This window comes from Peribacillus sp. NPDC058002 (assembly GCF_042886655.1).
In the GTDB taxonomy this organism is placed as follows: Bacteria; Bacillota; Bacilli; order Bacillales; family DSM-1321; genus Peribacillus; species Peribacillus aracenensis.
Window position 1 is genome coordinate 1 of sequence record NZ_JBHVQU010000024.1, and the last position, 21,183, is coordinate 21,183.

Sequence of the window (21,183 nt, forward strand, 5' to 3'; positions counted from 1 at the left end):
TGCCTGTCACGCAGGAGATCGCGGGTTCGATTCCCGTCGGGACCGCCATTTTATTTTTCCTAAAATAGAATATTTGGCTCAGTAGCTCAGTCGGTAGAGCAAAGGACTGAAAATCCTTGTGTCGGCGGTTCGATTCCGTCCTGAGCCATCCTTTTATAAACGCCTTTCTTTTAGGGCGTTTTTTGTTTTGCTTCCAGATGTATTTTGAATGAAATCTTGTTAATAGATTGTTAACGATTTGTAATATACCAATTTTGGCCAGTTCGGCATATAACTCGCTTTTAACCTTACTGGGCCTAGGCCCACTCCTTTTTCTGCAGTTTATTGAACTTACCCCGTTCCTATATTTATTGGTACATGTTGTCACCATTTATACAGTTCCATTACATTATGAAGTCTGTTTCTTGTTTTTTTTCTTAATATGGTAGAGTTATGAGTGATAAAAATCATTATAGAAATCAGTCATATGCATGTGGATATTTAAATTGGACTAATAATTCTTGAAATAAAATTGATTAGTTTCTTAATTGGTGACTGAGCCGTTAAGGAGGACAATATATGTTTAGCTCAAAAGGCAAGGGTATCATCTTGTTGACGGTTTCCGTCATTTTAATGCTTGCAGCAAACCGGGCAACTGCTGCTGGGATATCGGAAACTACAACCACCATTCAGCATGTTTATCTTAACGATGAGTTCGTTGGAAGTGTTACGGATGAAACGGAAATCGAAAAGATCGTAGCTGATAAGGTAGAGGCAGCACAGGAAGATTATCCGGAATTTACATTCGATAAAGAGACACAGCTGATGTTTGTACCTGAAGAGGTATTCGATGAAGAGGTAAAAGAGGATCAGACTGTTAAGGGAATTCAAGATCGGTTGAATGTGAAGGCAGAGGCGTATGAAATCGACATAGATAATCAGGCGGTCGCTTATGTTGCGTCAAAGGAAGATGCCGAGGACGTTATGGAGAAAATCACTCTATTATATGTGAATGAAGAGGAATACGCTGAATATGAATCAGGTAAAAAGGAAAGTGAAAAAGATGCAGATCCGTTAAAAGAGCCGGGAAGTAGAATTCTGGACATCGAATTTTCACTACCCGTCACGTTTAAAGAGACAATGGTATATCCAGACGAAATCAAGAGCGTCGATGAAACCCTTTCCATGTTAGAAGAAGGAAAGGAAGGGACGATGATCTATGAGGCTAAGGAAGATGAGGATCTTGAAGCCATTGCCACTAGGCATGATATGGACCTGGATCAACTGCTGGAGCTAAATCCGGGACAGGATGAGGACAAAGGTGTTAAAGAGGGTGAGCGGCTCTATGTGACCCAACGTATGCCCTATGTGAACGTAAGGGTAGAAAGAGAAATATATAAGGAAGAGAGGATTCCTTTTGAAAAGAAAGTGAAGGAGGATGCCGAACTTCCAAAGGGCGAGCTCATTACTGAACAATTAGGGAATGAGGGGATTCTTTCGTTCACCTATAATGTATCCGAAACAAATGGAAAGAAAATCAGTGAAACGATCGCAAAAAAAGAAGTCACGGAAAAGGCCAAAGCAGAAATTACCAGAAAAGGAACCAAGGTCATTCCTTCACAGGGCAGCGGTACATATTCCTGGCCTGCAGATGGGGGCTATATTTCCAGTAAGCAGGGTCAGCGCTGGGGGAAACTGCATAAAGGTATAGATATTGCCCGGCCAACCACCAGGACGATAACGGCAGCAGATCATGGGATAATCGAAAGTGCCGGAAACTCCGGAGGCTATGGAAATAAGATAACGATCAATCATAATAACGGGTATAAGACAGTGTATGCCCATTTGGAATCAATAGATGTACAAACAGGACAAAAGATTGAAAAAGGCATGAAAATTGGCATGATGGGTTCAACGGGGAACTCGACTGGTGTCCACCTCCATTTTGAAATATATAAAAACGGGTCTCTCGTTAATCCTCTAAACTATATAAGCCAGTAATCGATGGAAGTCTTCGAAATTTATTCGAAGACTTCTTTGCTTCATACATAGATGAGAATAATAGGAAAAAGGTGATTTAATGCCTATAAAATGATAAAGTAGAATAGAGACAATTTGCTTTCATTCCGGTGTTCAGCCCCCCTTTTATTGGGTATATATATGTAACTTTGCTTAAAATTAGGTTGCCGGCGTTGTGCAAGCAGAAGGAAAAGTGAATAAGGTCCCGGATAAGGACATGGTTTTTAATAGATTCAGTTCAGTTATTATAAAGGAGATAAGTACATGGATAAAAAGATTCTGGTAGTGGATGACGAAAAGCCAATTGCTGATATATTACAATTCAATCTGAAAAAAGAAGGCTATGAAGTTTTTTGTGCTTATGATGGCAATGAAGCCCTCAAAATGGTAGAAGAACGGCAACCCGATTTGATTTTACTTGATATCATGCTACCGCAGCGCGATGGCATGGAAGTTTGCCGGGAAGTAAGGAAGAAGTATGAAACGCCAATCATCATGTTAACGGCAAAAGATTCAGAGATTGATAAGGTCTTAGGGTTGGAGCTTGGTGCAGACGACTATGTGACAAAGCCATTTAGTACCCGGGAAATAATTGCCCGCGTTAAGGCGAACCTAAGACGTCAGCAAGCTGTTCCGGTTCCTGATCAAGAAAATGAACCGAAGGAAATTACGATAGGAACGCTCACTATCCATCCGGATGCCTATGTAGTATCCAAGCGGGGCGATACGATTGAATTAACGCATCGCGAATTTGAGTTGCTTCATTACTTAGCGAAGCACATCGGTCAGGTCATGACAAGGGAGCACTTATTACAAACCGTGTGGGGCTATGATTATTTTGGTGATGTGCGGACGGTCGATGTAACGGTGAGACGTCTTCGTGAGAAGATTGAAGACAATCCAAGCCATCCTGGCTGGATTGTAACTAGAAGAGGGGTCGGTTATTACCTGCGTAACCCTGAACAGGAGTAGTTTCTATGAAAAAGGTTGGTTTTTTTCGCTCAATTCATTTTAAATTTGTTCTGATTTATGTATTGCTCATTTTCGTAGCTATGCAAATAATCGGGGTATATTTTGTTGGGGAATTGGAAGAAAATCTTGTCGGGAACTTTACGAAATCAATAAAAGGTCACGTTAACCTGCTTACCTACAGTATTGGTGAAGAAATGGAAAAAGAGAGGGGAGAGGAAGATCCGACCCTCGAAGAAGCGATTGATACGATATTGAAAGACCGGGATAATTCATCGAATGATATTTCGGAAGTACGTGTCATCGACACCCGCAGCAGACGCGTGATCGGGACTTCAGCTCCAAGTAACCAGGATATTGTAGGGAAGAAGACAACGGAGGTCCTTATTAAGAATACGCTCATTTATGGAAAAGAAGATAGTGATATATTTCGGGACAAGAAAACAGGCAGGCGGCTCTGGGTCCTTTCGACACCCATTGAAGCAAATGAGGAGGTCATTGGCGCCGTCTATGTAATAGCAGAGATGGAAAATGTCTTTGAGCAGATGGATGAAATCAATAGCATCTTCATGACGGGTACGGCCATCGCCCTAGCCATTACGGCAATCTTGGGGATCCTGCTCGCACGAACGATCACAAGGCCGATGTCCGATATGAGAAAACAGGCCCTGGTGATGGCGAAAGGGAATTTCTCCAGAAAAGTTAGGGTATATGGCGATGATGAAATTGGCCAGCTTGCCGTCACTTTCAATAATTTGACCAAAAAGCTTCAAGAGTCGCAATCAAGCACAGAAGGAGAGCGGCGCAAGCTTTCTTCTGTACTTTCCAATATGACCGATGGCGTAATTTCAACGGACAGGCGCGGTCGGGTGAACTTGATTAATGAACCGGCTGCACAATTATTGGATGTCTCGAGTGAAACCGTCATGAACCAACCGATCATTGAGGTTTTGGGTCTTGAAGAAGAATATAAATTTGAGGATTTACTGGAAGAGCGAGATTCCGTAATCCTTGATTACAGCAAAAAAAATCGGCCTTTCATTTTGAGGGGGAACTTTTCGGTCATTCAAAAGGAAACGGGATTCGTCAATGGATTGATTACTGTTTTGCATGATATAACAGAGCAGGAAAAAATCGAGGGCGAACGCAGGGAGTTTGTTGCCAATGTATCACATGAACTGCGAACTCCGTTAACGACGATGAGAAGTTACCTGGAAGCATTGGCTGAAGGTGCATGGAAGGACGAGGAAATCGCTCCATCCTTTTTAAGTGTGACCCAAAATGAAACGGAGCGAATGATCAGGCTTGTTAATGATCTGTTGCAGCTTTCGAAAATGGACAGTAAAGATTACAGGCTTAAAACGGGCTGGGTCAATTTCAATAAATTCTATGACCACATCATCGATCGTTTTGAAATGACGAAAAATGATGACATCACGTTTAAACGTGATTTGCCGAAGGAAGCCTATTTTGTGGATATTGATGAAGATAAAATCACCCAGGTTCTCTATAATGTAATCTCCAACTCCTTAAAGTACTCACCTGAAGGGGGTCAAGTGACTTTCCGCGTCAGGGCATCCGATGGCTTTATCATTGTGAGCATTACAGATCAAGGAGTGGGTATCCCGAAAAACGTCATTGATAAAATATTCGACCGTTTCTACCGTGTGGATAAAGCAAGGGCCCGTAACTTAGGCGGGACAGGGCTTGGTTTAGCCATTGCAAAAGAGATGGTCGTGGCGCATGGCGGGAAAATATGGGCGGAAAGTGTGGATGGAAAAGGAACTACCGTGTTCTTTACACTTCCTTACGAACAGGAAGAAGAGGATGATTGGTCATGAATTTTGAACGTGCAAAAAGTATCATACTGATTATTTTGGTCGGGACAAGCATTTTTTTGACATGGAGCATTTGGACGTACGAGCCTGAATATGATCAATTTGATCAATCGAATTATATAAAGATTAAAAGCGATGTCCAGATTGTCAGTGATGTCATTAAACCAGTCAGTATCCTTTTCCATGGAAATGGGCAGCATTTCCAGACTTCCAATCCGGCAGAAATGAATGAAATGGAAAAAGAATTTTCGCAATGGCGTTTCAGAGGCTTAAAAGAGGTATCCGTAAAAAGGCTGCAAAGGAAATTTGACGATTTTGTCCATGAAGATGGGTCGATTGAAATCGAATTTTCCGATGATATACCCATCGCTCTTTATAAAACGGTATTGAATATAACGGATAAGGAAGTGCCTGAATTTTCATTTGATCGAATGATCATTAAACAAAAGGATATCAGCGGTAAGGAATCTCCCGTTTATTTTGTTTCCTATGATCATGAGAAGATTTATCAAGGTATAGTCGACACTAAAAAACTAAGGAATTTCATGGATTCATTTTATAAGGGTTCATACGATAAGCACCCTGAATATATGGCCGAAACGATAAACAGCAAAAGGACGCTGTTCGTCCCGGAAAACCCAGTGGAGATCAACAGACTTGAATATTATATTGACGATTTGGATATTGGAAACTTGAAAAATGCGTTATTTAATTATCCGAAGTTCGTACGCCAGGAATCCGTTTCGGTCGGTGAGGAATACACGGATGGAACAAGACTTATGACGGTCAATAAAGAGAATTACTTAATTTCTTATATCAATCCAGCACAAAAGATCAAGCTATTTGGCCGTTCCAGTGACCTTTTGCAAAAAAGCATCGATTTCATCAATGATCATGCCGGCTGGGAAGATAACAATTACCGCTTTGCCTATATGTCGGAGAATGAACAACGAGTGGTATTCCGCTTATTCATAAACGGTTATCCGGCCTTCAATGAATCGGGAATGACAGAAATCGAGCAAATTTGGGGGAAAGAAGAAATTTATAGTTATGACCGCCCATACTTTTCACTTGACTCAGTCCTCCCGTCAAAAGGAGCGGCAGTGATCTTACCAAGCGGAAAAGAAGTATTGAATAAGCTGAAATCGAAAGATAATATCGATTTCAAAAGCGTGGAGGACATCTCGATTGGTTATAGATTGAATAAATCCCTCGATTCCAAACTTGTAACACTAGTTACACTCGATCCCACTTGGTATTATCGTATCGGCGATAAATGGTTTATTGTGCCTTTTGAAGAAGGAGGCGATCAAAGTGGATTGGAATAATACAAAGTCGATTTTCATCATGGTATTCTTCGTTTTGAATATTTTTCTTCTTTATCAATTCCTTGAAAAGATTAATGACTCCCAATTAGAAAGCTTTACGGAGCCCCTTACGGATGAACTTTTGAAAGAAGACGAGATTTCAATAGAAATACCACTTCCAAAACAAAAGTTGAAGGATCAATTCCTGATTGCCCAAAGCAAGAATTTCGAGAAGAAGGATATACAGCACCTGAAAAACCAAAAAGCAAAAATCATCGATGATAAGAAGCTTGTGGGTACATTTAAGATACCAGTTAGCATGAAATCGGAAATTAATGCTGCAGACCTTGATATATTCCTGAAGGAGTATATTTTAAAAGGTAGTGAGTATCATTTTTGGAGCTATGATGAAATCAGCCAGACCATCATCTGCTATCAAGTGGCAGATAAAAAGATGTTTTATAATAATAGTAAGGGGAAGGTCACTTTATATCTGAATAAGAAGGGTGAAATCGTTTCCTATGAACAGATGTATTTGGAGGGAATTGAAAAATTCAATAAACCTAAAGAATTGGTATCTGCTTTAAATGCTATTGGAGAATTGTATCAGAATGGCGATATTGATCCAAAAAGCAAAGTCACGAATGTGCAACTGGGTTTTTATAATTCGCTGCAGACGACATCTGTGTCACATTTACTTGTGCCAACATGGTGGGTGGTCATTGATGATGAAACGGATCTCTTCGTGAATGCCTTTGATGGAGAGGTCATTGAATTGAATACAGAAGAAAAAATACTGGAGTGAGTAAAGATGACAATGCATTTTAGTGTTCTCGCAAGCGGGAGTACAGGAAATGCCCTTTTCGTGGAAACGGGGGATCAATCATTCCTTGTCGATGCCGGCTTAAGCGGTAAAGCCCTGGAAGCATTGTTTCAGGATATTGGCCGTGATATGTCGAAGCTATCCGGTATCCTCGTTACCCATGAACACAGCGACCATATTAAAGGTCTTGGCGTGGTTGCCAGAAAACATAAACTCCCGATATATGCGAATGCAAAAACATGGAATGCCATGGATCGATCAATCGGTGAAATTGCAACAGAACAAAAATTCACATTTGAAATGGAACAGGTCAAAACGTTCGGCAGTCTTGATATAGAATCTTTTGGCGTTTCACATGATGCGGCAGAGCCGATGTTTTATGTCTTTCATCATGAGGATAAGAAACTTGTGGTCATCACCGATACAGGGTACGTAAGTGATCGGATGAAAGGAATCATCTCGAATGCCGATGCTTATGTATTTGAAAGTAACCATGATGTGTCCATGCTGAGGATGGGAAAATATCCATGGAGCATCAAGCGCCGGATTTTAAGTGATGTCGGACATGTTTGTAATGAAGACGCTGCCCTTGCAATGAGTGAAGTGGCCGGTGATAAGACCAAGCGGATTTACTTGGCCCACTTAAGCCTTGATAACAATATGAAGGATCTAGCAAGAATGTCGGTGGAACAGACGTTAAAAACAAAGGGGATCATCGTTGGCGAACAATTTTCCTTATATGATACTGATCCGAAAAGACCAACGGAACTTGTTACGTTATAAATAAAAGGAATGGACGAGGGGTACCTTGTTCATTCCTTTTTTGTTTTTAAAAAATTCGATTCGCAAGTTACGAATCGGATTAAAAGGGGTATCGTTTGGTTAGAACTGTATAAGTAAAAGGAAAATGGCTGTATACCCTAAAAAAAAGCATACATTTTTTTAGAAAAAATTCGGTAATTGAGTATAATTGAGGGAGGATGCCAAACAATAGAATTGCTATAATTCATTCCTAAAATGAGAGGATGGGGCGGTCTTGGGTTATTATGATCAGAATGATGAGAACCAAAATAAACGGAAAAAAGGCCAAATGGGCTATTTCCTAGCAGGCTTGGGGGGCGTCATCATCGGGGCCTTACTTATTTTACTGGGAAGTGGGCTGTTAAATAACGATGATAACGAAATTACAACGGAGAAATCAACGGAGAATGGGCATGCGGAGCAGTCACAGCAAAACCTTACCCTTGATGTAACAAGTGCTGTCACCAATGCTGTTGATAAGGCCAGTGACGCAGTGGTCGGGATAACTAACATTCAGGAAACGAACTTCTGGGGTCAAGGGAGCAAAGCCGGGGACAGTTCGGCAGAAGCCGGCACTGGTTCTGGAGTCGTCTACAAAAAAGATGGGGGCAAAGCTTATATCGTCACGAATAATCACGTCATTGAAGGCGCTAATGAACTGGAAGTGACATTAAGTGATGGAACTAAATTGCCAGCTGAACTGCAAGGTAGTGACCCATGGACAGATTTAGCTGTCATTGTCGTGAATGGTGATAAAATCAAAACCATTGCCGAATTCGGAAAATCCGGCAAATTGAAACCTGGTGAGCCTGTAATTGCCATTGGCAATCCATTAGGCCTCCAATTCTCTGGATCGATCACACAAGGAATCATCTCAGGTTTGGAGCGTACGATAGAGGTGGATATCAATGAGGACGGGCAAGTCGATTGGAATGCGGAGGTCATCCAGACCGATGCGGCGATTAACCCGGGTAACAGCGGGGGGGCACTCGTTAATATGTCAGGGCAGGTCATCGGAATAAATTCGATGAAGATTGCGGAAAATGCAGTGGAAGGAATCGGTCTTTCCATTCCGATCGATTCAGTTATACCAATTATTAACGATATAGAGGAATTTGGTGAAGTGAAACGTGCCTTCTTGGGTGTGAACTTGGCATCTGTAGAAGAGATTTCCCAATACCATCAACAAAATACATTAAAGTTACCAAGGAAAGTTACATCTGGCGTTGCAATAACAGGCGTTCAAAGCAATTCTCCAGCATCCAAAGCAGGATTGAAGGAATTTGACGTCATTGTTGGAATGGATAATGAAAAAATTCATGACGTCGTGGAATTACGAAAATACCTTTACAACGAAAAGAAAATCGGAGATAAAGTTAAAATCATTTATTACCGTGACGGAAAGAAAGAAACTACGGAAGTCAAACTTTCAAGCAGCGAAATTTAAAAGCAAAAAGGACAGGGGGAAAAATGACCCCTGTCCTTTCTATTTCCTTGCGATTTTCTTATTTTTTGTTACGATTACCTGTGGATATATACTTAAATTAAAGATCTCAAGTAACTTGTGGATAATTGGGAATAGAAGCATTGGGAATAATGAGTGGGAAAGGAGATATGAAAGATGAAATTATATTGCTGTCAGGAACACGTGGACATGGCGCTGGATGAAGTGGTATACGAATGTGAAACTTATCCTGTCTTAACACTGGTTCCAGAAGAAAATCAGTTATCAACAACCTGTGAATATTGTCGAAACGTGGCAATATATCTAGTAGGGAACTAGTATTCCCATACAAGATGTGGATAGATTTTGTGGATATGTGGATAACTTTTGTGGATAACATGTTCGTAACCTGTTCTTAACATGTTCTTAACATTTTCCGAAGAATGAAGCGGCGGGTGGGATGGTTTAGATTCGAGCTTTTGGTTGTATGAAAATCAACATAATTCTTCATCGGATCTGAACTAAGTCCGCTCAATTTCTTCAATACACATTAAAAAATAATGAAAGTTACCGTTGCCGCTTTCAGGGGCAGCGGTTTTTATTATAAAAGCATTAAAAATTGGAAAGGATATGCTTGTTTTGCTTATAGGTCACTGTAAGGTATGATAATAGGTAGGCAAATCCAACAATTGATAGTAAAAACATAATGAAAGCTAGAGGATATATATGAAAATAACGATTATTACTGTTGGCAAGCTAAAGGAAAAATACTTAAAGCAAGGAATTGCTGAATATACAAAAAGGTTAAGCGCCTATGCTAATATAGAACTTGTCGAAGTACCGGATGAAAAAGCTCCGGAGAACCTGAGTGCAGCGGACATGGACATTGTTAAGCAAAAGGAGGGTGAACGAATCCTGGCGAAAGTCAGCCCGGACACCTATGTAATTACGCTTGAGATCACTGGAAAACAGCTTACTTCAGAGCAGCTGGCCACTCATTTGGATCAGCTCGCCACCTATGGAAAGAGCAAAATTGCGTTTATTATTGGCGGGTCGCTTGGGCTTGGCACCGAGGTGTTATCAAGAAGTGATTATGCCCTTTCCTTCTCGAAAATGACCTTTCCGCACCAATTAATGAAACTGGTTCTAGTGGAGCAGATATATCGGGCTTTTCGGATAAATAGAAATGAACCATATCATAAATGAACTGAACTGATTCCTGGGGAATTCCCCGTAAGGGTAATGGGATAACATTTTAAATCTTAATGTAATGAAAAGAGGGTAACGAATGAATAAAGAGTCCATTTATGGTTTAACATTCGAACAATTGACAGCGTGGCTTTCGGACCATGGCCATAAAAAATTCAGAGCTTCCCAAGTCTGGGAGTGGCTTTATAGAACACGTGTGACAAGTTTCTCTGAAATGACGGATGTTAATAAAGAGTGCATAAAATTACTTGAAGAGCACTTTGTCATCCAGACTTTGACTGAACACGTCAAGCAAGAATCAGCGGATGGCACGATTAAGTTCTTGTTTAAATTACAGGATGGAAACCTTATCGAAACGGTCATGATGAGACATAAATACGGAATATCGGTTTGTGTCACCACCCAAGTGGGCTGTAATATTGGCTGCAGTTTCTGTGCCAGTGGATTATTGGCCAAAAGCCGTGATTTATCCAGCGGGGAAATAGTGGAACAGATCATGAACGTTCAACTTCATCTGGATAAATTGGAACATGAGGATGTTGTAAGCCATGTTGTTGTAATGGGGATTGGCGAACCGTTCGATAACTTTGAAAATATGTTAGACTTTTTGAAGGTGCTCATGGACCATAAGGGCCTTGCTATAGCGGGCAGGCGCATTACTGTTTCGACGAGCGGTCTTGCCAATAAGATTTATGAATTCACCGATACCCAATTACAGGTGAATCTGGCCATCTCATTGCATGCGCCGAATAATGAGCTCAGGACACAGATCATGAAAATAAACCGAGGTATCCCGATAGAAAAATTGATGAAATCTCTTGATTATTATTTAGAGAAAACGAATAGGAGAATTACGATTGAATATATCCTATTAAAAGATGTCAATGACCACCAAGAAGAAGCCGAGCAACTCGCCACTCTTCTTGAGGACAAAAAACATCGGCTCTATGTCAACCTGATTCCCTATAATCCTGTAGATGAGCATAGTCAATACCAAAGAAGTGAAAAAGAGTCCGTTCTCGCATTTTATGATACGCTGAAAAAGAGAGGCGTAAATTGTAAAATCCGCCAAGAACATGGAACGGATATTGATGCAGCTTGCGGCCAGCTTAGAAGCAAGCAAATCAAGAAAGCTGAAGCCCAGTAATTCACTAAGAGAAAACAACAAAAGAGGCCGCATATTTTGCGGCCTCTTTTTGTTTTATTATTTAGCTATTTCCTTTACCGAGGCGACTTCATACGTTGTAAGCTCGCTGCCTAGAATTGGAGATTCTTTTTTTGCTTCACCGGAACCTGGCTCAGGCCGTTTATGTGCAGCTTTGAATGCATCGCTATTTCTCCAAGCGGTAAAGTTATCAAGGTTTTCCCAGTACATATTAACGCTCAGTTCATCGTGGTCCGACAAATTCTGCGTTAATAATACTTCAACTTTTACGAAGCCTTCCGTAGTATCAAGTGGACCTGGTGCAGTAAATCCTGGGGCCATGACTGCACCCATCCCTTTTTTGACTCTGATTCTATTCGTTACGATTATCATAAATCAGCACTCCTTTTGGACTTCAGTTTAGAAACTACACCCTATTTCGGCTTTTATATCATACATATTTTAGCATATTGAAAGAAGCAGGGTCCATTTTGAATATCTCAGATCATGATATCCTGATGACCATTGTTTTAATGAAGACGAACGTTTCATTATATTGAAATAAGGCAATTGAATTGGGTTATTACAAGGTTTATCGATGCATATCGCGTATAATAGAACCTTGTATAAGGAAATTACGATTATGGAAACAATAAAGCAACATACTAAACAACAAAAGAGGCTGTCATATGAATGAATTGAGTTTTACTGATTATACATTAAGCGATGAAATTGTAAGGGCATTAGAAAGCTTGGGATATCAACGTCCAACAGAAGTACAGCGTGAGGTGATACCAGTGGCGCTGGAAAAGAAGGATCTTGTCGTTAAATCCCAAACGGGAAGTGGCAAGACCGCTTCATTCGGCATACCGATCTGCGAAATGGTCGATTGGGAGGAGAATAAGCCTCAGGCGCTTATTTTAACACCGACACGTGAGTTGGCTGTACAAGTAAAAGAGGATATTACGAATATAGGCAGATTTAAAAGGATAAAGGCAACTGCGGTTTATGGAAAGCATCCTTTCGCACTGCAAAAAGCGGAATTGAAACAAAAGAGCCATGTAGTCGTCGGAACCCCGGGGCGTGTCCTGGATCATATCGAGAAAGGGACATTTGCCTTGGAACGCTTAACTCATTTGGTCATTGATGAAGCTGATGAAATGCTGAATATGGGCTTCATCGAACAAGTGGAAGCCATTATTAAAGAGCTTCCGAAAGATAGAGTAACCATGCTGTTCTCTGCTACGTTACCTGAGAGTATAAAAAAGCTATGCAAGCAATATATGAAAGATCCCTTGGATATTGAAATCAAAGCAAAGGGTGTAACGACGGAGAAAATTGAACATGCTCTTATTGAAGTGAAGGAAGACGATAAGTTTTCCCTGCTTAGAGACGTCACCATCACGGAAAACCCTGATAGCTGCATCATTTTCTGTCGGACGAAGGATAGGGTAGACCAAGTATGTGAACAGCTGCTGGAACTGGAATATCCGTGTGATATGATTCACGGCGGTATGCTTCAGGAAGATCGCCTTGCAGTGATGAATGAATTCAGAAGAGGTGAATTCCGCTATTTGGTTGCGACAGATGTTGCTGCCCGTGGAATTGACATCGACAATATAACCCATGTGATTAACTATGACCTGCCAATGGAAAAAGAAAGTTACGTACATCGAACTGGAAGAACGGGCCGTGCCGGTAAAAAAGGAAAAGCAATTACTTTTGTGACGCCGTACGAAGATAAATTCCTTGCTGAGATTCAAGAATATATCGGTTTTGAAATCCCTAAGATGACTGTTCCTTCAAAAGAGGAAGTCTCCAATAAAAAAGTGGAATTCGAAGCGAAACTGGAAGCTCGTCCAAAAATCAAAAAAGATAAAAGTGAACAGTTGAATAAACAAATCATGAAACTGTATTTTAATGGCGGCAAGAAAAAGAAACTCAGGGCAGTAGATTTTGTCGGAACCATCGCAAAGATTGATGGAGTGAATGCAGAGGATATCGGGATCATTACGATCCAGGACAATGTGTCTTATGTGGAAATATTGAATGAAAAGGGACCGCTTGTCTTGAAAGTGATGAAAAATACGAAAGTAAAAGGGAAACTTTTGAAGGTTTCAGAGGCTTTTAAAAGGTAAGGTGTTGAATGGAAGGAAGCGGGAAGACCGAAATATCGGTCTTCCCGCTTCTTTTTTATATGTTTTTCTTTCCGTCCCCAGTGTTTCAAAACGAATTCGACCTACCCCAAAATAATTTTACCTACCGTGAAGTTTCTTTTTCTGAATTCTGTTTATCCGTCAAAATAGAGTGGTATATGAGGAAGGATGACGCAATTATTTCGAATCAAATAATACATACAACACGATTTAATCTGAATTCTTAGACATGGAGGGGAATGAGTGGGATGACAAAAGCAAATGAAAACGGAAGAATCGATGAGCAAAGTAAGCAGAGACAGCTGGATCAATATCGAGTGGACGATAATGGGAAAAAGATGACGACTAACCAAGGTTTGCGCATTTCTGAGGATGAGCATTCTTTAAAGGCGGGCACACGTGGTCCAACGTTGATGGAGGACTTTCATTTCCGGGAAAAAATGACTCATTTTGACCATGAGCGTATTCCTGAGCGAATTGTCCATGCCCGTGGATCTGGTGCTCATGGATATTTTCAAGTATATGAACCGATGGCCGAATATACAAAGGCCAAGTTTCTTCAAGACCCTTCAGTCAAGACACCGGTATTCGTTCGTTACTCCACGGTGGCAGGTTCCCGTGGATCGGCAGACTCGGTCCGTGATGTAAGGGGATTTTCGACAAAATTTTATACGGAGGAAGGGAACTATGATTTGGTCGGAAATAATATTCCGGTATTTTTTATCCAGGATGCCATTAAGTTCCCTGATTTAATTCATGCGGTTAAACCGGAGCCTCATAACGAAATACCTCAGGCTGCGTCTGCCCACGATACTTTTTGGGACTTCGTCGCCAACAATGAAGAAACGGCTCATATGGTCATGTGGCATCTTTCTGATAGGGCCATACCAAGAAGTTTCCGGATGATGGAAGGGTTTGGTGTCCACACATTCCGTTTTGTAAATGAACAAGGCGTGGCCCATTTCGTTAAATTCCATTGGAAGCCTGTACTGGGAGTTAAATCCCTTGTCTGGGATGAGGCACAGAAAATTGCAGGGAAGAATCCTGACTTTCACCGCCAAGATCTATGGGAAGCGATAGATACCGGAAATTATCCTGAATTTGAATTTGGGGTGCAAATGATTAAAGAGGAAGATGAATTCAAATTCGACTTTGATATCCTTGATCCCACTAAACTATGGCCGGAAGAACAAATCCCGGTGAAAATAATCGGAAAAATGGTTTTGAATCAAAATACGGATAACTTTTTTGCAGAGACAGAACAGATAGCATTCCATCCGGGGCATGTCGTACCGGGTATTGATTTTTCAAATGATCCGCTGCTCCAGGGACGTTTATTCTCATACACCGATACCCAGCTATCCCGATTGGGAGGACCTAATTTCCATGAGCTTCCGATTAATAGGACGGTTGCCCCCGTTCATAATAATCAACGCGATGGCATGCACCGAATGTCTATTAATCCAGGGCAGGTCAGCTACCACAAAAATTCCCTTGCAGACAACTATCCCGAACCTGCTTCAGAAAAAGAAGGCGGCTATGCACATTATCAGGAAAAAGTCGATGGCAGGAAGGTCCGACAACGCAGTGAAAGCTTCAAGGATCATTACAGCCAGGCTAAATTATTTTGGAATAGCATGACGGAAGTGGAGAAGGAGCATATTATTCAGGCTTTCCACTTTGAAGTGGGAAAAGTGAAAAGTAAGGACGTTCAGCAGCAAATCGTCGAGATGTTCAGCAATGTAGATGTCGAGCTGGCTAAAACGATCGCTATTGGAGTGGGCGTGAATCCTCCAGCCAACAAAAGTGAGGTCAAAATGGATTTGGCTTCTCCGGCTTTAAGCCAGGAGCAAATGAAAGTGAACACGGCCGCAACAAGGAAAGTGGCAATCTTGGCTGCAGATGGTTTCAACGGGTCAGAGGTTAATCAAGTCTTGGAATCATTTAAATCAGCAGGGATAACGGCTGAAATCATCAGTCATAATCGTGGATTGATTACAAGTTCTGAAGGACAGCAGGCCGAGGTGAATCAGACATTCTTGACAGCCGATTCGGTACTTTTCGATGCTGTATATGTGGCAGGAGGCCAGAAGAGTGTCGATGCTCTAAAGGCATCCAAGGAACCAATTTACTTTATCGATGAAGCCTACAGTCATTTCAAAGCGATTGGTGCAGGAAAAGAAGGTGCCGAGATCTTATCGAAGGCAGGCATCGTTTCCAATGATCCAGCTTCAGGCATTGTAGCCGTTACGGATAATAATAGTGGTACTGTCTTTATCGAGGCAATTGCCAAGCACCGTCACTGGAATCGCGCTTAATATTGGATGAAAAACCCCCAGACTTTTGGTCGGGGGTTTTTCAATAAAGGCATTTCTATCAAGCTACTTTGCTTTTTCTTCAAAAAGCGATGCAATGCCGACGATCACCTTGGTGGCCAGGATCATATTATCGACGGAAATAAATTCATATTTACCATGGAAGTTCTCCCCGCCCGTAAAGATGTTGGGGGTTGGCAGGCCCATATACGATAATTGAGAACCGTCCGTACCACCGCGTATTGGCGAAATTTTCGGTTTTATATCGAGTTTCTCCATTGCCTCGTGGGCAATATCCACGATTTCCTTCACGGGCTCGATTTTCTCCTTCATGTTGAAGTATTGGTCGTGTAATTCAAGCTGAATACGGTTTTGCCCATATTTTTCTTTTAAATCTTCGATTACTTTTGTTATATATTCCTTGCGTTCAATGAATTTTTGGCGGTCGAAATCCCTGATGATATAAGAAAGCTTGGTCTCTTCCACATCACCGTTAAAAGAAATCAGATGATAAAATCCTTCATAACCTTCCGTATATTCCGGTGCTTCTGCCAATGGGAGTTTATTATGGAATTCCATGGCGATTTTGGCGGAGTTGACCATTTTTCCTTTAGCCGTACCAGGGTGAATATTCGTCCCTTTGATCAGGATTTTGGCAGATGCCGCATTGAAGCTCTCATATTCAAGTTCTCCAAGTGGTCCACCGTCCACGGTGTAGGCAAATTGGGCATCAAAAGCATCTACGTCAAACTTATGGGGTCCCCTGCCGATTTCCTCATCGGGAGTAAAAGCAACCCGGATTTTTCCATGCTTGATTTCCGGATGCTGGATCAAATAATCCATGGCAGTCATGATTTCGGCAATTCCAGCCTTATTATCGGCTCCCAACAGGGTTGTCCCATCCGTTGTAATCAAGGTATGCCCTATATAGTTCTTAAGCGAAGGAAAATCATCAGGTGAAAGAACGACATCCAATTTTTCATGTAAAGTAAGATTGTTGCCATCATAGTTGTCAACGACTTGCGGTTTTACATCTTTTCCAGTGAAATCCGTTGCTGTATCGACATGGGCCAAGAAACCGATTGTCGGGACATCCTTACTTGAATTGGCTGGCAAGGTTGCCATGACATATCCGTTCTGATCAATTGTCACTTCCTTCATCCCAATGGATTGAAGTTCCTTGACCAATGCATTTGCCAAGGTCAACTGTCCGGGTGTAGAGGGGCATGATGGATTTTCTTCATTCGATTGGGTATCCACTTTCACATAAGAGGTGAATCTTTCAATGATTTCATTTTTCACTTTTCCTTCAACTCCTTTTTCCCTTATCTTACCATGATTGAACGAAATGGAAAAATTATCTTTACCTATGTGAGACATACAGACTTATTTTCCAAATCTTCAACGGTGGTGTCCTCAGCAAAGAACAGCATATCCGAAATGGCATGCCGTTCTTTGCTTTCCTTTTTAAAGTGGATTATTCAAGGCCCATACCGATACGCTTTTCCCATGAACGGGGAAGGTCGCGAAACCATCTTCTTCAATGATGATGTGGTCATCTCTATGACAAGTTAAATCACTCCAGATTTCACCAGCACGATGTTCACCGACGAACATCCTTTTTTCACTGTTGTGATCTCCATTCGAGATTATGACGGCGCACCCCGAGCCATTCAGCTCTTCAACTCCGTGCCGGACCCAGCCTATCGTATTTGGATCATCAAAGTAGTCCGTCTGTTCTCCGTAAGCTTTTTCATATCTAGCATATAATAGGCGATCTAGAATGTCCTTTTTCCCAGGCACCGGAGAAGGCCCGCCGATTCCATAATAGTCCCCGTAAAAGACACATGGATAACCGCAAAGTCTAAGCAAGGTAAGTGCATATGCTGATGGTTTGAACCAGTCCTTTACCCAAGATTCCAGTGATTCATGAGGCTGGGAGTCATGGTTGTCGACAAAAGTGACGGCCTGTGCCGGATTGGTTTGGACGAGGGTATCATTAAAGATGGTTGAGAGGTCGAAGTCAGTTCCTGCGTTTGAGGCCTCATGAAATTTATAATGCAGGGAAACATCGAACAAGTTGAGGTCATGATTGGTTTGCTCTAAGTATGTTTGACAAGCTTTAACATCAGCCTTCCAAAATTCGCCGACCATGAAGAAATGTTCCTTTGTATAAGGGATGAGATCTTGGAGAAATTCATTGATGAATTCATAATCGATATGTTTAACGGCGTCCAAACGAAAACCATCACACTTTAACGTATCAACCATCCATTTTCCCCAGCTAATCATTTCCTGACGAACTTCCGGCAGGCTGTAATCGATGTTGGCAAACATTAAATAATCATAGTTTCCAAATTCATCGATGACATGCTGATTCCAGTGCTTGTTTTCGCCTGTGATTCGATATACACCCATTTTGTCGTTTTCGGCATCATAGTCTGTACCATTAAAATGAGTATGGTTCCACTTAAAATCAGAGTATTTATTTTTACGGCCTGGAAAATCGAATTTTGTCCAGCCTTCCATTTCAAATGGTTCTGAGATATCTTCCATACGGTTTTCTGGATTGACTTCAATCACTTCAAATTTTTCGGTTCCATCGGCTCCTGCTTTATGGTTCATGACTAAATCGATATAAACGCAAAGCCCGTAGTTATGACAGGTGGCTATTGCTTGCAGCAATTCATCTTTGGTCCCGTATTTGGTACGAACTGTACCTTTTTGGTCAAATTCCCCCAAATCGTATCCGTCGTATATTCCATATCCATTATCCCCAACTGATTGCCCTTTCGTAACTGGCGGAAGCCAAACGCAGTCAATTCCTATATCTTTCAACTTGGAGGCTGCAAATTTCAATCTCTCCCAATGAGAACCATCTGCTTCAAGATGCCACTCAAAAAATTGCATCATCGTATGATTTCTTTTCATCCGTTTCCCCCCTGACACCGACCCGTTTTTAACAAAAGTGAAACTGTACGATCGGATAAAGTAATAATGAAAATCTTTACCCCCTAAATTCAATTGATAAACAAGTGAATAACCCTCTTGATTGAGGGTCATTTACCTCTCTATTTTACTATTTTATACCAAATAAGGGTATTTTATATTGATTAGCAGCTAAAAATTAATCAAATGTGAAGGAATAACCCGGAAGAGGCCATACGCCAATTCAATAAAAAAGGTATCCCGAATATTTTGGGATACCTCAGACTATAGAGAATTCGAAGAAAAGCAGTTTGCCTACCGTTTTCTTTAAAGGCTATTTCTCATACTTTGTTGCTATTTACCAAGTAAAGCGGTGTGGTTGATTTCCCCTCCAGATGCTCGCTTTCCGCCGGGCGGGCGGTGGGCATCCTCGGCGTAAACGCCCTGAACTTATCCCTGTGATAGAATCCCCCTGTTTTTTGCCTCAGGATTTTATTGTCAAAGTTATCGAAATGAACACTATGAATTAAATATTTCCATCTAGCCCATGGGGATCAAGCCTCATGAAGTTTTGCAGATTATCCGCTTTGGTGATTGCAAGTTTGTGTTCCCGCCTTCCTTTTAAACCGTTCATTGTCGTTCCACCTTTTCCATGATCTTTGACTGCGTTCAGCTTATAAACAGACTCTTAATAAAACCTTAAAAACATTTTTTATATTCAATAGATAAATAGAGAACAGGCCCCAGTTTTAACCTTTTCTTAATTTTATTGGAATTTAATAGCAGAAAAATGAGTGAATTTACTCATTGAGAATAATTATCATTATCAGTAAAATGAATTCCATGATAATGATAATTATTCTCAATTAATTCAATGCATGGAGGTTCACTATGGTAACGAACACGCTTACGAAAAATGATCAACTATTGGAGCAACAAAATACAAGGGAATCAAATGCCCGATCATATCCTAGAAGATTACCCATGGCGATTGATCAAGCGGAGGGAATTTACTTAACAGACATGGATGGAAAACGATATATTGATTTTCTTGCGGGGGCTGGAACATTAGCGCTTGGGCACAATCATCCGGCAGTGCTGGAGGCAATGGAAAAAATTCTTAAGGACAAGCGTCCTTTGCATACATTGGACTTTACGACGCCGATCAAAGAGCGGTTCGTCGATGAAATTTTTGAATGCCTGCCTGAGGAATTCAGGAGAAATGCAAAAATTCAATTCTGTGGTCCTACTGGAGGAGACGCCATTGAGGCGGCACTTAAACTGGTAAAAACAGCGACAGGCAATAGAAGCATTTTATCCTTCCAAGGTGCTTACCACGGGGCAACGCATGCAACCATGTCAATCAGCGGCAATACAAAACCAAAGGAAAAAATACAAGGGTTAATTCCAGACGTACAATTCCTGCCGTATCCTTATCAATATCGCTGTCCCTTTGGAATAGGCGGAGAAGAAAGCCATAAAATCAGCAGCCAGTATATCGAAAATCTATTGAACGATCCTGAGTCCGGATTATTGCCGCCTGCAGGAATGATTTTAGAGGCAGTACAAGGCGAGGGAGGCTCCATTCCAGCTCCAATTCCATGGCTTAAGGAAATCAGGAGAATAACAAAAGAGAAGGGCATTCCGCTAATTATCGACGAAGTTCAATCAGGCATCGGCCGTACAGGGAAAATGTTTGCCTTTGAACATGCAGGAATCATTCCGGATGTTCTTGTACTATCCAAAGCAATAGGCGGGAGTCTTCCATTATCGGTGGTGATTTATAACAAAGGGCTTGACCTATGGTCACCAGGTGCACATATCGGTACGTTCCGCGGAAATCAAATGGCAATGGCGGCAGGAACAGCTACTTTAAAATACATGAAAGAGACGAATCTTGTGGAGCATGCCGCTAAAATGGGAGAAATCTTAAAGGATATTCTTAAAGATTTGCAAAAAGATATTAAGCAGATCGGTGATGTCAGGGGCCGGGGATTAATGGTCGGTGTGGAAATGATCAATCCTGAAGAACCGCAAAATGCGAATGGAAGCCATCCTGCTGATTCGCCACTTGCCAGTGCCATTCAACAGGAATGTTTTCAAAGAGGGTTGATACTGGAAGTTGGCGGCAGACATGGAAGTGTAGTGAGGTTCTTGCCTCCGTTGATCGTAACGGAATCGCAGCTTCGCGAAGCCACAGCAATTTTTGAACAAGCTGTTCGTGCAGCTGTTGCAAGAGGGTGAATGATCA

Annotated in this window: 16 protein-coding genes and 1 tRNA gene; 14 read left to right on the forward strand and 3 right to left on the reverse strand. The window is 41.4% G+C overall.

The window, feature by feature from the left end; translation table 11 throughout:
* Positions 1-75: 75 nt before the first annotated feature.
* The 11 genes from ACFVSH_RS07240 to rlmN all read left to right on the forward strand — a co-directional run bounded on the left by ACFVSH_RS07240 (position 76) and on the right by rlmN (position 11,536).
* Positions 76-148 (forward strand) — tRNA-Phe (locus ACFVSH_RS07240).
* A 410-nt stretch (positions 149-558) separates the two neighbouring features.
* A complete protein-coding gene (locus tag ACFVSH_RS07245; protein WP_387705401.1) occupies positions 559-1,980 on the forward strand; it encodes a peptidoglycan DD-metalloendopeptidase family protein in 1,422 nt (473 codons plus the stop codon).
* Between the two features lie 282 nt (positions 1,981-2,262).
* On the forward strand, positions 2,263-2,970 hold the full coding sequence (gene yycF / locus ACFVSH_RS07250; protein WP_034316131.1) for a response regulator YycF: 708 nt from the start codon (positions 2,263-2,265) through the stop codon (positions 2,968-2,970).
* 5 nt (positions 2,971-2,975) lie between these two features.
* Positions 2,976-4,808 carry a cell wall metabolism sensor histidine kinase WalK gene (gene walK / locus ACFVSH_RS07255; RefSeq protein WP_387705403.1) on the forward strand — a complete coding sequence of 611 codons (1,833 nt, stop codon included), beginning with the start codon at positions 2,976-2,978 and terminating at the stop codon, positions 4,806-4,808.
* Entirely contained in the window at positions 4,805-6,133 is a 1,329-nt protein-coding gene (locus ACFVSH_RS07260; RefSeq protein WP_387705405.1) for a YycH family regulatory protein, read from the forward strand. Before walK ends, ACFVSH_RS07260 begins: the two co-directional genes overlap by 4 nt.
* A complete protein-coding gene (locus tag ACFVSH_RS07265; RefSeq protein ID WP_387705407.1) occupies positions 6,120-6,917 on the forward strand; it encodes a two-component system regulatory protein YycI in 798 nt (265 codons plus the stop codon). Before ACFVSH_RS07260 ends, ACFVSH_RS07265 begins: the two co-directional genes overlap by 14 nt.
* 6 nt (positions 6,918-6,923) lie before the next feature.
* Positions 6,924-7,718 (forward strand): MBL fold metallo-hydrolase, encoded by a 795-nt coding sequence (locus ACFVSH_RS07270; protein WP_192207358.1) that lies wholly within the window; start codon positions 6,924-6,926, stop codon positions 7,716-7,718.
* 253 nt (positions 7,719-7,971) lie between these two features.
* Positions 7,972-9,183, forward strand: coding sequence for a S1C family serine protease (locus ACFVSH_RS07275; RefSeq protein WP_260285782.1), 1,212 nt, complete (start codon positions 7,972-7,974; stop codon positions 9,181-9,183).
* 174 nt (positions 9,184-9,357) lie between these two features.
* On the forward strand, positions 9,358-9,519 hold the full coding sequence (locus tag ACFVSH_RS07280; protein ID WP_065310847.1) for a CxxH/CxxC protein: 162 nt from the start codon (positions 9,358-9,360) through the stop codon (positions 9,517-9,519).
* Positions 9,520-9,906: 387 nt separating this feature from the next.
* On the forward strand, positions 9,907-10,386 hold the full coding sequence (gene rlmH, locus ACFVSH_RS07285) for a 23S rRNA (pseudouridine(1915)-N(3))-methyltransferase RlmH (RefSeq protein ID WP_387604929.1): 480 nt from the start codon (positions 9,907-9,909) through the stop codon (positions 10,384-10,386).
* Positions 10,387-10,468: 82 nt separating this feature from the next.
* On the forward strand, positions 10,469-11,536 hold the full coding sequence (rlmN, locus tag ACFVSH_RS07290) for a dual-specificity RNA methyltransferase RlmN (RefSeq protein WP_387604930.1): 1,068 nt from the start codon (positions 10,469-10,471) through the stop codon (positions 11,534-11,536).
* 57 nt (positions 11,537-11,593) lie between these two features.
* On the opposite strand, the gene ACFVSH_RS07295 is transcribed toward rlmN, so the two are convergent.
* On the reverse strand, positions 11,594-11,926 hold the full coding sequence (locus ACFVSH_RS07295; protein ID WP_063234288.1) for a heme oxygenase: 333 nt from the start codon (positions 11,924-11,926) through the stop codon (positions 11,594-11,596).
* A 296-nt stretch (positions 11,927-12,222) separates the two neighbouring features.
* Between ACFVSH_RS07295 and ACFVSH_RS07300 the strand changes: the two genes are divergently transcribed.
* Positions 12,223-13,671, forward strand: a complete 1,449-nt coding sequence (locus ACFVSH_RS07300) for a DEAD/DEAH box helicase (RefSeq protein WP_387604932.1) — start codon at positions 12,223-12,225, stop codon at positions 13,669-13,671.
* Positions 13,672-13,937: 266 nt separating this feature from the next.
* Entirely contained in the window at positions 13,938-16,007 is a 2,070-nt protein-coding gene (locus ACFVSH_RS07305) for a catalase (protein WP_387705409.1), read from the forward strand.
* Between the two features lie 63 nt (positions 16,008-16,070).
* On the opposite strand, the gene pepT is transcribed toward ACFVSH_RS07305, so the two are convergent.
* Positions 16,071-17,306, reverse strand: a complete 1,236-nt coding sequence (gene pepT, locus ACFVSH_RS07310; protein WP_387604934.1) for a peptidase T — start codon at positions 17,304-17,306, stop codon at positions 16,071-16,073.
* A gap of 165 nt (positions 17,307-17,471) precedes the next feature.
* On the reverse strand, positions 17,472-18,935 hold the full coding sequence (locus ACFVSH_RS07315) for an alpha-amylase (RefSeq protein WP_387705411.1): 1,464 nt from the start codon (positions 18,933-18,935) through the stop codon (positions 17,472-17,474).
* Positions 18,936-19,823: 888 nt separating this feature from the next.
* Between ACFVSH_RS07315 and ACFVSH_RS07320 the strand changes: the two genes are divergently transcribed.
* Positions 19,824-21,176: an aspartate aminotransferase family protein gene (locus ACFVSH_RS07320; RefSeq protein ID WP_387604936.1), complete on the forward strand. Its 1,353-nt coding sequence runs from the start codon at positions 19,824-19,826 to the stop codon at positions 21,174-21,176.
* Positions 21,177-21,183: the final 7 nt, after the last annotated feature.